The sequence below is a fragment of the Enteractinococcus coprophilus genome, assembly GCF_006716305.1.
GTDB lineage: Bacteria > Actinomycetota > Actinomycetes > Actinomycetales > Micrococcaceae > Yaniella > Yaniella coprophila.
In genome coordinates this window covers 748,597-760,850 of sequence record NZ_VFOU01000001.1, presented here as the reverse complement: position 1 = coordinate 760,850, position 12,254 = coordinate 748,597, and the positions used below count along the sequence as shown (strand labels likewise).

Annotated in this window: 10 protein-coding genes; 4 read left to right on the top strand and 6 right to left on the bottom strand. The window is 53.9% G+C overall.

Translation table 11 applies throughout. From position 1 onward, the window contains the following. Positions 1-80: 80 nt before the first annotated feature. Positions 81-866: an IclR family transcriptional regulator gene (locus FB556_RS03470; RefSeq protein WP_141864757.1), complete on the bottom strand. Its 786-nt coding sequence runs from the start codon at positions 864-866 to the stop codon at positions 81-83. Between the two features lie 127 nt (positions 867-993). Between FB556_RS03470 and FB556_RS03465 the strand changes: the two genes are divergently transcribed. Next, positions 994-2,727: an FAD-binding protein gene (locus FB556_RS03465; RefSeq protein WP_141864755.1), complete on the top strand. Its 1,734-nt coding sequence runs from the start codon at positions 994-996 to the stop codon at positions 2,725-2,727. A gap of 13 nt (positions 2,728-2,740) precedes the next feature. Here the strand turns inward: FB556_RS03465 and FB556_RS03460 are convergent, their stop codons facing one another. Beyond that, complete coding sequence (locus FB556_RS03460; RefSeq protein WP_170200346.1) at positions 2,741-3,760, bottom strand: LacI family DNA-binding transcriptional regulator; 1,020 nt, start codon at positions 3,758-3,760, stop codon at positions 2,741-2,743. Between the two features lie 187 nt (positions 3,761-3,947). Between FB556_RS03460 and FB556_RS03455 the strand changes: the two genes are divergently transcribed. The 3 genes from FB556_RS03455 to FB556_RS03445 are packed head-to-tail and all read left to right on the top strand — an operon-like array spanning position 3,948 to position 7,065. Next, positions 3,948-4,928 carry a tripartite tricarboxylate transporter substrate binding protein gene (locus FB556_RS03455; RefSeq protein WP_170200345.1) on the top strand — a complete coding sequence of 327 codons (981 nt, stop codon included), beginning with the start codon at positions 3,948-3,950 and terminating at the stop codon, positions 4,926-4,928. 27 nt (positions 4,929-4,955) lie between these two features. Beyond that, positions 4,956-5,486, top strand: a complete 531-nt coding sequence (locus FB556_RS03450; RefSeq protein WP_141864750.1) for a tripartite tricarboxylate transporter TctB family protein — start codon at positions 4,956-4,958, stop codon at positions 5,484-5,486. Positions 5,487-5,502: 16 nt separating this feature from the next. Then, positions 5,503-7,065, top strand: coding sequence for a tripartite tricarboxylate transporter permease (locus FB556_RS03445; RefSeq protein WP_246057183.1), 1,563 nt, complete (start codon positions 5,503-5,505; stop codon positions 7,063-7,065). Positions 7,066-7,296: 231 nt separating this feature from the next. Here FB556_RS03445 and FB556_RS03440 read toward each other — a convergent pair whose 3' ends face one another. The 4 genes from FB556_RS03440 to FB556_RS03425 all read right to left on the bottom strand — a co-directional run bounded on the left by FB556_RS03440 (position 7,297) and on the right by FB556_RS03425 (position 12,194). Then, the gene (locus FB556_RS03440; protein ID WP_141864748.1) at positions 7,297-8,316 is read right to left on the bottom strand and encodes an NADP-dependent oxidoreductase; all 1,020 of its coding nucleotides are present in this window, start codon (positions 8,314-8,316) and stop codon (positions 7,297-7,299) included. Positions 8,317-8,774: 458 nt separating this feature from the next. Next, positions 8,775-9,488 carry a TetR/AcrR family transcriptional regulator gene (locus FB556_RS03435; RefSeq protein ID WP_141864746.1) on the bottom strand — a complete coding sequence of 238 codons (714 nt, stop codon included), beginning with the start codon at positions 9,486-9,488 and terminating at the stop codon, positions 8,775-8,777. 16 nt (positions 9,489-9,504) lie between these two features. Then, the gene (locus FB556_RS03430) at positions 9,505-10,806 is read right to left on the bottom strand and encodes an aminotransferase family protein (protein WP_141864744.1); all 1,302 of its coding nucleotides are present in this window, start codon (positions 10,804-10,806) and stop codon (positions 9,505-9,507) included. Further along, on the bottom strand, positions 10,803-12,194 hold the full coding sequence (locus FB556_RS03425; protein WP_170200344.1) for an APC family permease: 1,392 nt from the start codon (positions 12,192-12,194) through the stop codon (positions 10,803-10,805). The genes FB556_RS03430 and FB556_RS03425 overlap by 4 nt, the downstream gene beginning before the upstream one ends. Between the last annotated feature and the right edge of the window lie 60 nt (positions 12,195-12,254).

The window sequence follows — 12,254 nt, the reverse complement described above, 5'->3', positions numbered from 1 at the left end:
ATGCGATTCTTGCAGCAAACATCCTGTAATGCGCACCACTTCTCACTGAATGGGAAGTCCGGGCAGAACCAGCTCGTCTGTCACGCAAAGTCTTGATAGTGCTCTGGCTGTTGAGCCATCAGCTGGCTCAACCCTCGCGCAGCAGCCAGAAGTACTGGCAATTGCACGTTCAGATGAATTTCCTCGACCGGACAGACGATAGAGATCGCCCCAATGACACGTTGCCGGCGCCCAAATACCGGCGCCGCCGTACCGGAGGAACCCGCACTGAGGACCTCCGCCACATGGGCCCACCCATCGCGCCTTACCTGCGCTAACCGGTCGGCTACATCCTGAGCAGTCAGTCGCTGAGCAGTGACCCCGGGATCCTGGTCAGATTGACGAATGTATTGTTCTTGCACGTTGTGTGGCGCAAAGGCCAACATCACTTGGCCAGGAGCCGTAGACAATACCGGCAGGCGTCCCGCGAGCGATGAAACGTCGGTCTCATCATGACCCATGGCCAACCGTTCCAAATAAATAATGGAGACATCAGCCGGGTCCAAAATAACCAGGGAAACGGTTTTCCTCAGAGTTTGGTGCACACCTTCCAAAAACGGGCGAGCCGCAGCAGAAAAACTCTCATACACCGTCGAGCGGTGAGCTAATTCCCACAAGATGAGCCCAAGACGATATTTCCCTTCCGGTGTGCGTAGCAAGAGCCCCTCGTTCACCATCGCTCCCACCATGCGATGCGCGGTTGAGACTGGCAGATCGGTACGCTGCGCGATTTGGGTAGCTGAAAGCACCTGATGATCTTCGTCAAAGGCTCGAAGAATCCGCGAAACTCGATGCACCACGGATTCCCCACGAGGAGAATTTGCCATGACTTCATGGTATCCGACTCCCTATTAGACTTCCCGCCCAATGGGATATTGCTTGGAATCCGTGACCCCCGCCTCGATGATCAGAAACAGCAAAGTTTTCTTCTTCGATTTCTAAGGTACTTCCACCATGAATCAACACATCGACCCTGCATGGGACCTCGAGGTAGACCTCCTCGTACTCGGCACCGGAGCTGCCGGTCTGGCAGCTGCACTTACTGGCACGGCCGAAGGGCTCAAGGTGCTGGCGCTTGAAAAGACCGACTATATCGGGGGAACCACCGCCTACTCGGCAGGTACCTGTTGGATCCCAAATAACCATTTCCAAGAAGAAGACGGACTGGACGACAGTCGGGAAAAAGTCGAGCGCTACCTAGACGCGGTGGTTGGCGACAAAGCCGACAAGAAGCTCCGCATGTCATATATCGACAACGGCCCGGAAATGCTGAAATACATGGAGCGCTTGAATGTACGATTCCTCCGCTCCCCCGCCGTGGTCGATTACCACTCTGAATTACCGGAAACTGGAAAAACCGGCCGCGCGCTTGAACCCGAACCATTCGATGGCCGCAAACTCGGCAAAGTACGCTTCCGCGATGTACGTCCTCCGGTCCCAGAATTCGCCTTGATGGGTGGCGAACTGATGGTTCGCCGTCCTGAAGTAAATACTCTGTTAGGACTGTTTTCGAAGAAACCTGCCAGCACTGCAAAAGCTGTTGGCACCGCACTGAAACTCGGTACCCGTTGGGCCGTCGACCGAGTCTCGAATCCTCGCGGAACCCGTTTGGTGATGGGCAACGCCCTGACTGCGCGGATGTACTATGAAACGCTGCGACGTGGCGGAGAGGTTTGGCTCAACGCTCAGACCAGCCAACTCATCCGCGAAGATAAGACCGGACGGGTGATCGGTGCAGTTGTTGGCTACCGGGGCAAAGAGCACCGCATTAAAGTAACTAACGGCGTGGTGCTCGCAGCGGGCGGTTTCGCCCAGTCGACAGACCTGCGCAAGCAATATTTGCCCTCCCCTACTCCACAATTCTCTCGAGCTGCAGAAGGCTCCACCGGCGACACGATGAACCTGGCCCGAGAAATCGGTGCGCGCATCGGCAATGACAACGGCGAAAACGCGCTATGGTTCCCATCGTCAATCGGCACCCGTGCCGACGGTTCAACCGCAGTCTTCCCACATATTTGGGATCGCGGTAAACCAGGAGTCATCGCCGTCAATGCCGCAGGTAAACGATTTGTCGACGAATCTGTGTCGTACCACCGCTTCGTTCGCGCAATGTACAGAAGCCATGAAACAACGGATTCGATTCCGGCCTGGCTGGTGGTCGATTCCCGGACATTGGCGAAATACGGACTGGGCATGATCACCATGCCACACCTGCCAAAAGCTGCCCTGAAGAAATACCTCGATACCGGTTACCTGCACACGGGCAATACCCTCGAGGAGTTGGCCGCCACCATGGGGGTTGATGCAACCGGATTGCGGCAGACAGTCGATCGCTACAATGGCTTCGCTCAGACGGGTGTGGATGAAGACTTCCACAAGGGCGAATTGGAGTTCGGCATTGCTGCGGGCGATCCGGATCACGGCCCGAACCCGAATATCGGACCGATTGAAAAAGCCCCGTACTATGCGATCGCTGTCGTACCTACGCCCTTAGCGACGGTCTATGGCATCTCGACCAATAAGCACGCGCAGGTCGTGGATAACGACGGGGCTGCAATTCCTGGCCTGTATTCTGCGGGTAACGACGCACAATCAGTCATGGCCTCCGAATACCCGGGAGCTGGCACCCAGGTAGGTGCAGCGATGACCTTCGGATGGGTAGCAGCCCGGCACGCTGCCCGCAGCTAACCCGGGTTGTGGCTCATGGCGATGGCAACGAATGTTGCCGTGCGGGACCAGTAGAGCCTCGTGTTACTAGTTCGGCTTCGAGTCGGATTGCCTGAGCGCCGGTATCACCCTCGAGTAAACCGAACAGCATTTCCACTGCCCTGTGGCCAGCTAGCGTGAGGGGGGCGCGCAGACAGGTAAGTCCGGTATGGATGATACTGGCTGATTGAGTATTATCGAATCCGGTGACGGAGATATCCTCAGGAACCCGATAACCGTGTGCCAATAAATACTGGATCGCTCCAACAGCTAGCTGATCATTAAAGCCCATAATGGCCGTAGGTTCATAGGCTATTGCTTTCGAGGCGGCCAGCCAACCCTGATGAACGGTTGGGATAAATGGACCCGTCACGATGAGTTCAATCCCAAGTTCGGCACAGCGCTGTACCAGCCGATCCGTCCGGATTTTATTACTCCAGGCAAATTTTGGTCCCGCACACCACACAATCCGAGTATGCCCATATTGATGTAGATGGTCTACAAGCGCAGACACGTCATCAGGGGTAAATGCCACCACAGAATTTACGCCACTTATTTCCCTATTGAACAACACCAAGGGCGCAGTGCGGGCAAGTTCTCTCAGCTCGGAAGCTGGGGTGGTCGGCGCAGCGGCAATGATGCCATCAACAGCGCGATTTAATCGTCGAATATATGCCCGTTCCATCGATAGATCTTCACCGGTATCAGCCACGATTGTGAGATAGCCGGCGAGCCGTGCTCGCTGCAAAATGCCGTGCATGAATCCCATGTAAAACTGATTCGATGAATCCTGCACAATGATGTTGATGGTTCGAGTCAAAGCATCTTCAGACGCGGTCAGGGTGGGCTGGCGGCGGTAGCCCATCTGATGTGCCACACGCATGATTTTCTCGACCGTTTGGAAATTCACACGATCGGGGTTCGTGAATGCTCTCGACACCGTGGATGGTGCCAGGCCGGTTGCATCGGCGACGTCTTTGAGACGAACCCGGCCGGATTTTGGATGCGCGGGCAATCGCTTCTCCTTGCTCTTTTGCGTAGTAACGCGTGGTGCGACGAGCGTAAAATTACCCGTTTTGGCAATTTTTGGCAATAATGTGGGCGGTCACACAGTTGCTCGTTAGGCTCAGGTGACGCTTGACCTCAGGCACATTCATCTCTCCATCATCTCTACCCCAGGGAGTTAGACCTTGAAGATATCGTTGAGAAATTCTCTCAAATCAGCGAAGTTCGTCGCGGTAGCCGCACTTGGCGCTCTTGTTGCCACCGGGTGTGCAGCTGGCGCCAGTGAAGACGAAGCGGGTGATTTCCCGTCCAAAGACATTCGGCTGGTCGTACCGTGGGAGGCGGGCGGTTCTGGTGACCTCTCCGCGCGGACTCTGGCCCCCAAACTGGAAGAAGAACTTGGCGTCAACGTGATCGTCGAGAACCGCCCAGGTGCCAACGGGTCTGTTGGTTACAACTGGATGACCGAACAAGAACCCGACGGTTACAACATGGTGATGGTCGGCGCAGAAATCGTAACCCTGCAGTACCTGGACTATGAGATTGATCCGGCAGACTATGAATTCCTGTCACAGCTCCTGGCTGGCCCCGGTGGCATCGCAGTTCGTGCCGATAGCCCCTACGAAACACTGGATGACTTGATCCAAGACGCCAAAGAACGTCCGGGAGAAGTCACTTACTCGTCTCCCGGTGTGGGTTCCGTGTGGGATAACCCCGCCCAAGGCCTACAAGAGCTTGCTGATATTGAGCTCATCAATGTGCCTTTCGACGGCTCAGCACCTTCCATTGCAGCAGCCGCAGCCGGTGACGTCGACTTCTCAATCGACGCTGTAGGCAGCCAAAAAGCCCAGGTTGACGGTGGCGAGATGCGCTACCTCGCACTACTAACCGAAGAACGCCTAGAAGATCTACCTGATGTTCCTACTGCCAAAGAGCTCGGCATCGATCTCCAAAACGCGTCTTTCACCGGCTTGGTCGTACCTGACGGCACTCCAGAGGACGTAGTTAACACTCTGGCTGATGCAATTCAAACAGCTGCACAGTCGGATGAGTTCAAAGAAACAATCGAGGCATCGAACCTTATTCCCAAAGGCACCTCTCCCGAAGAATTCAGCGAATTCATCAAGCAGGAAGACGAGCGCCACGGCGCTTGGATCAAACTTGCACAAGGTGAGTAATAGCGCTGCTAGCTACATCGAGACATTATGACCCCCCAAGATACCCTTGATCAGCGCCACAGCACCGGAGTTATCGAATCCGATGACTCCGGTGCCGTTAGGCACTCAGCATCCAAAATCCGCATCCGAGAATCACTCGCCGTGACACTGGCACTGGTCGGTGGCATCGCAGTGCTCATAGGAACCAATAACATCCCCCTACGTGGCACTGGGGAACTCGGTCCCCGCTTCTGGCCTGCCCTATTGGGCTGGGGCATTGTTGGGCTCAGCGTCCTGCTGGTAACCACCAACGTCCTACCTGCTCGAACATCTCAAGACACTCCAAGTCCCATGACACGGTATGGAGCTACCCAGCTCATCTTGACCTTCGGGGTGTTACTAGCGTACTTATCGCTGTTTAATGTAATTACTTTATGGCTCATCACATTCGTGACCGTCGCCCTGCTCGTATTACTTTATGGGTTCCGCGGGTGGAAAGTGCTGATCCTCTTTCCAGGGATCATTGCCGCAGTTCTGCACATTCTTTTTGTGGTGCTCCTGCGCGTTCCGCTCGGATGAAAGGACCTGAGACAACATGACACACTTCTTGGAAATGCTGGGTCCATCCCTGGTGACCGCAAACGCCGTCTTAGATGGCTTCAGCATCATTCTTCAGCTAGATACCTTGCTTTACATTGGGCTTGGGATGCTCGTGGGAATGCTCGTGGGAGCGTTCCCCGGCGTCACCGCGACCATGGCAGTAGCGTTGGCTGCTGGGTTCACCATGACCATGGAACCCATGCAAGGACTCGCAGTGTTGCTAACGATCTATGTGGCAGCACAATTTGGGGACCGAGTCCCCGCAATCCTTATTAACACTCCTGGTACCCCGGCTTCTATCTCAACGACATTCGACGGCTACCCCCTAGCTAGACAAGGTAAAGCCGGCCTTGCCATGACGGTATCGGCATTCGGCTCCGCAGTGGGCATGCTAGTCGGCATCGTACTGCTAGCCGTTATCGCAATCCCGCTTGCACGGTTTGCTCGAGAATTTGGGCCACCAGAACTCTTCGCCCTGGTAGTCTTCGGGCTGACCATGATGATCGGTGTATCATCTGGCCGCATTATCAAAGGCCTCATCGCCGGATGCTTCGGCCTATTCTTGGCCACAGTTGGACGTGATCCCGTGTCCGGCGATGCCCGGTTCACTATGGACATCCTGGAACTCAACTCCGGTGTCCCCTTCATCCCGGTGATCATCGGCTTATTCGGTGTAGCTGAAGTGCTCAACCAAATGCTCACACACAATAAGAACATCACTCAAACCAAGCCCATTAGCCAGCTTGGTCAGTGGTGGCCCGACAAAAAGACGAGCAAGTCACTAATCAAGCCCACCGCAGTTGGCGCAGCTACCGGCTCGGTCATCGGTCTTGTCCCCGCGGTAGGGGGCGACATCTCGGGGATCATCGGCTGGGATAATGCCCGGCGCGTATCCAAAGAGAAAGAGAAATTCGGCAAAGGCTCTCTCGAGGGTCTCATGGCCGGCGATACTTCAACGACCACAACACTCGGCGGTTCGGTAACCACCACCATGGCGCTCGGCATTCCAGGCGACTCGGTGATGGCGGTCCTGATCGGCTCGATGATGATCTGGGGAATCCAACCGGGCCCTGCCCTATTCTCTTCGAACCCTTCAATGGTCTACTCCCTGGTCGCCATCCTGACAGTAGCCACCCTGCTCTCACTGGCAGTATCACTACTGCGCATGAAATCCATGGTCAAACTCCTGGAGCTCAACCAGGCATATTTGTGGATCATCATCTTGGTGTTCTGTATGGTCGGAACTTACTCCATCAACAACTCAGTCTTCGATGTTGTTGTGATGCTCCTGATGGGCATTATCGGACTCGTCATGTTGCGGCTGGATTTCCCTGCTGGACCAACCGTCCTGGGGCTCATCCTCGGGCCCCTGGCCGAAGCTAACCTGCGGCGTACGCTCATCGGTGGTGGGTGGGAATCATTCCTCTCAAGCCCAATTGCGATGATCCTGTTTATTATTTCAGCAGCTGCATTACTCTTCCCGCCGCTGCGTGAAATGTCACGACGACGCAAAGCCGAGGTCGGCGAAAAGGGTAAGTTCTCGGCAAACGTGCCCTAAATATCAAAACGCCACCTAAGATGACCCGACGTGAAGCTTCCTGCCAGAAGTTGGGTTCTTCAGACCCTACCCACTGAGGAACCCAACTTCTGTATTAAATTTTCCGGCAGAACATCGACGAAGTGACATTGCGGTGAGCCAGCCGCTTGCTGGACACTGTGCGGTGTCCCGACGATGCGATAAACCCCGGCAGGGTGGGGTAGCACTCTCCCCCGGCACCATTGGGCAGGATCAGATTTTGACGACCATCTTCCCGGTATTCTCCCCGCGGAGCATCCCGAGGAATGCGTCAGCACTGTTTTCGATGCCCTCGATTATCGTCTCGTCGTATACAAGTTGGTCTTCAGCAAGCCATTGACCCACTACGCGCTGAAACTCGGCGTGAGCTTCGCGAGCATGGTCAGACACAATGAACCCCTGAATTCGAAGTTTCTGCTGGAGGATATTAGCCATGTTACGAGGTCCTGGCTGTGGCTTGGTGGCGTTGTACTGACCGATGGCCCCACACATTGCCACTCTTCCAAACGGTGCAAGCACATCAAGTGCTGCTTCGAGGTGGTCTCCGCCAACGTTATCGAAATACACGTTGAGACCATCATCGCCAATCACCCGGTTAACTTGATCTCGGATCGGTTCCTTCTTGTAGTCGATTGCCTCGTCGAAACCATATTTTTGCAGAATCAGTTCGCACTTCTCAGGACCGCCGGCGGATCCAAATACTTTCCGTGCGCCCAGCAGTCGCGCAAACTGACCGACGGCAGTGCCTACCGCGCCCGCTGCGCCAGAGACAAAAACAGTTTCGCCCTCATGCAAATCAGCGATCCGCGTCAACCCAACATAGGCCGTGAGTCCTGGCATGCCAAGCAACCCTAGATAAAGGGAAAGCGGAATATCATCGGAGGGAGGATCTACACGCCGAAAAGCTGAGGCTTGGCCCTGTGAAATGTCCCGCCATCCCATTTCATGCAGCACCACCGTGCCCTCAGGAAGGTCAGGCGTTCGGGACTCGACGACGTGCCCGACGGCGGCACCGGTCATCACTTCTCCTACGGTGTAAGGCTCTGCGTAACTCTTGGCAGCACTCATCCGACCGCGCATATATGGGTCCACCGAGATAAAGGCATTCTGCACGCGAACATCACCTGCAGCAAGCGCCGGCAGTTCTGTCCTAACCGTCGCGAAATTCTCAGGGGTCGGGACACCGGTTGGCCGGGTCGCAAGGTGTATTTGGGTACTCAATGAAGTCGTCATGCCTTCATTTTAGAGTGAGAGGGAAAATCCGCACATGAGCCGAGCACGAAGTGCTCGTTTCCAACACCATTCGGAAGCTTTGCAAATTGCACGTCAAGATGGTTGTGGAGGTGCGAGATCGCGATATCGATTTTCAACACTATGGCCCCCTAAATATGCCAGGCAAAGCGCTGTACTCGACGGATCTACTAAAAGCTCACCAATTGCGGAAGATCAATCAGACGAGCACCTCACGGGAAGAGATCTTATAGCAGCGCGCAGATGGAATGCGCTGGAGTCAAGAGAGGCTCAGTACTTCTTCTGGAGTCGTATTATTCGCCATCAAACGCTGGGCAACCAATGAGCTAAGGAAAATGTACGGTGTCAGAATCACTGGAGTGTTCGTTTCGAAACAGCTTCCTCACACAATAAAGGCTCCACATACTCCTTACTATGGACGACCGCATGGCCGGGTTGGACTAATTACTACTGGCACCCCCGCTCTCGGCCCTCTGACAAATTCGTGAGACGACCGATTCAAGTAAGAATTCATAACTCTTATCCAAGGGTGAAGCCGTGCCATTAGACCAACGCAACATGAAAATCTTGTTCAGCACTTCCATACCGTGATCATTTAGCGCAGTATAGAGAGCTGGTTCGGCATCATGTAGAGTCTCACGATAATTTTCTTCGACTTCGTGGGCAGCCTCGGCGGGTTCCTCACTGAGTTCCAAAGCTGCCCACCCAAGAAGCACTCCCGTATAGGCATTGAACGCGACGATTAAACCGTCACCGCGGAGACCTAGATCCCCCAAGACTCGCAAGACTCGTTCCACAAAAGGTAACGATGGCGGCTTCGATGCTAGCTGCCCACCAATGAGTGGCGCATAATTTGGGTTGTCCATGATCAATTTGCGGAATCGTCTGCCACTGTCCATCAACCACTCATAAGCAGTCATGGATCGATCATCCGCTAATCGTAATTCGCGGAATATCACACCCGATACTTCTACCAGCAGGTTCCGCTTCGAACCGATGTGCCAAGTAATAGCGGTGGGATTGACCCTAAGCTCTTTGGCGACTGCTCGTAGCGTTACCGATTGCAACCCATGCTCTTTCACCATTGCGCGAGCGGTTCGAATAATTTGCTCTTTAGTGAGATTCTGGCGCCCATTCCGCGGTGAAGCCGACATCGGGAAGTTCACTTCCTTATTCTTGAGCCAATAAGTTATCCCTCAGAGTACTCATTGCCCGCTCCAATCGACGAATTAATTCTTCGATTTCCTCAAGAGTTGACGTTAATGGCGGCGCAACTAAGAAGGAGTCGTTAAAACCCCCTGTTGCCGGGTAGATAATTAAGCCTTCTTCGAGGCACGCTAAGCGCAGCTGCTCCACAGTACTGCCGATGCCTTCGCCATCAGCAGCCGCATGTAAAGTGACGCCTTGTAGGAGACCCTTTCCGTGTACTTCCTCTACGAGGGTTGGAAAAGCCGACTGCAAGCGTTTCAAGTGCTGATGTAGCAGTGTTCCTTTGTTGGCCGAAGCAGCTACCAAGTCCTGTTCGAGAGTCACTTGTAAGACCTCATCAGCCACAGCTACTGAAAGTGGATTGCCACCATATGTATGGCCACCTAAGATTCGTCCGGACCCGAGAGTTATGACATCAAGGATGGTTTCGTTGAGTAGAGCCGCAGCGATAGGAGTGTAACCCGCTCCTAAACCTTTACCCAGCGCCACCAAATCTGGCTTAACTGACCAGTGGTCACACGCCAAATTCTTACCAGTTCGGCCTAAGCCAGTCATAACCTCATCGGCAATTAGTAGAATTCCGTGATGATCACAGAGTTCTCGGAGTCCTGCTAAGTACCCGTCCACAAGAGGCCTGGCGGAAAGCGATGCTCCACTGACTGGTTCAAATAAAATCCCCGCGATTGGTTCTCTGGAGCTCTCAATAACCTGCCGTGCCGCATGGAGGAGTTGGTCTGCGGTCTGATTCGGATCGTAGGGGCTGGGCAACCAATCATGTGATACTTCGATGCCTTGAATGACTGATCGCCGAGCGTGATCAGAATGGCTAAGCGCTCCTAAAGTATTGCCGTGGTAGCTGGTGCGATGCGAAACGAAATGGCTACGAGGTTCACCTCGTTCGCGATGATATTGCATTGCCAGCTGCAACGTTGCTTCTACTGCCTCAGAACCAGAATTAACAAACCAAGCGCCAGTAAAACCTGTCATCTGGGTCAACCGCTGCGCGAGATCAATCTGTTGTTGTGTCACAAATGCACCACGATGAGCGTAGGTCACTCTCGCGGCCTGTTCCTGGATTCTGGCTAAGACACGCGGATGACTATGCCCGATATTGGCAACTACTGCCCCAGAACATCCGTCAAGATAATCTTTACCTGTTGTGTCATAGAGCCACACCCCCTCAGCGCGCTGTAAGTGTGGCAGGACCGCGCCGAGGGAGTTTTGGACCAGTGGGCTATGAGATTCGATTTCCTGCGAAATCATTTACGAAATTCCGTTTCTTTGAGTTGAACTTTGACTATTGCATCTTCTGAAGTCTCTGCTGTGGCACCTTCTTCAGAAATCGCCACTTTGAGCAATTCTTCAACACTAGTACCCGTGCGTTTGACGATGCTCGCTCGCCATACATAGATCCCAAGGCCGAGCGGAATGAGTATAAATGACAGCAGGCTCATCTGTGGATCGTCCATAATGGCTAGCACTAGGAAGAAAATACTTGTGACGATGGCTCCGATCGGCCAGAAGTAGTACCAGAATCCGCGCAGCTTAAAGTCGGCTCGGTTGTACATCTCGGGAAGGGTTTTCTGAATCCGAAGGGAAGACACTGCAATAGTGATTGAGGTTAGCAGGAGATAGGTGCCTGATAAATTGACAAACTTCATCACGTCCTCAGAGAAGATGGTGATGAGGATACCAACCAAGGTCAGACTCACCATGGCAATATAAGGGGTTCCCGCTTTATTGAGCTTCGATAACGCCTGCGGCAGGATTCGGCTCCGGCTCAAACCAAACAGTTGTCGTCCAAGGGCTGCCATAACAGCGTTCAGAGTAGTCCAGCAAGCAGCAACTGCACCAAGCGCAACTACCCCACCAAACCAGTCTGGGAACACCATCGACGCAGCATAAACGATAGGTGCCTCAACGCCCAGCTCAGACGGTTGCACTAGCGCCACCGCTGCCACCGCTGCCACCGCCACACCTAGGTATAACACGGTGATCGTCACGAGTCCGACCATGATCATTCGTATGGCATTTCTACCGGGGTTCTTCATCTCCCCACTGAGTTCGATAACTACGTTCATACCAGCGAATGCGTAATACGTTGACACCGCTGCAGCAATGACCGGCCCCACACCTATCGGAAACATCGGGGTAAAGTGCGACCAATCGGCGTTAGCTAGCCCGCCCGTAGCAAACACGGCAATGATCAGGATCAGCACAGCAACCAGTATGTTCTGAATGCTCATTGCCGCCCTAAGGCCCAGGATATTTACCAGACCGGTGATAACAACGAGGCCAACGGCCACCGGCATGCTATTGAGCGATGGGTGGAAGACACCGAGATATTCGGCAGCAGTCAGTGCCATAATTGGGACCAGAAATATGTTGGCAATCCCAAAAACCCAAATATATAGGAACCCCCAGGTACCGTTCACAGTAGAAGCCGTTAACCGATAGTTCGCTGCGGTCACAGGCATAACCGATCCAATCTGGGCGAACATAACGGCAGCAAACAAGATTAAGATTGCGCCAATCAGGTAAGTGAGCCATACAGCTGGCCCGGCCGATGCCGCAAGAGCTCCAGGAACGATGAATACCGAAGCCCCGATAACTGTTCCGATCAACATTGCGGTGGCAGTGACAAACCCCATGGTCCTCTTAGGGACTGTATGAGTCGACATTGTGCTCTCCCTTGAAATCAATTAGTGCCA

Bases quoted from the DNA above. Each gene is read 5' to 3' on its own strand.
- FB556_RS03440 (WP_141864748.1), bottom strand. From the start codon at position 8,316: ATGACGACTTCATTGAGTACCCAAATACACCTTGCGACCCGGCCAACC.
- FB556_RS03430 (WP_141864744.1), bottom strand. From the start codon at position 10,806: ATGATTTCGCAGGAAATCGAATCTCATAGCCCACTGGTCCAAAACTCC.
- FB556_RS03450 (WP_141864750.1), top strand. From the start codon at position 4,956: ATGACCCCCCAAGATACCCTTGATCAGCGCCACAGCACCGGAGTTATC.
- FB556_RS03425 (WP_170200344.1), bottom strand. From the start codon at position 12,194: ATGGGGTTTGTCACTGCCACCGCAATGTTGATCGGAACAGTTATCGGG.
- FB556_RS03435 (WP_141864746.1), bottom strand. From the start codon at position 9,488: ATGTCGGCTTCACCGCGGAATGGGCGCCAGAATCTCACTAAAGAGCAA.
- FB556_RS03465 (WP_141864755.1), top strand. From the start codon at position 994: ATGAATCAACACATCGACCCTGCATGGGACCTCGAGGTAGACCTCCTC.
- FB556_RS03445 (WP_246057183.1), top strand. From the start codon at position 5,503: ATGACACACTTCTTGGAAATGCTGGGTCCATCCCTGGTGACCGCAAAC.
- FB556_RS03470 (WP_141864757.1), bottom strand. From the start codon at position 866: ATGGCAAATTCTCCTCGTGGGGAATCCGTGGTGCATCGAGTTTCGCGG.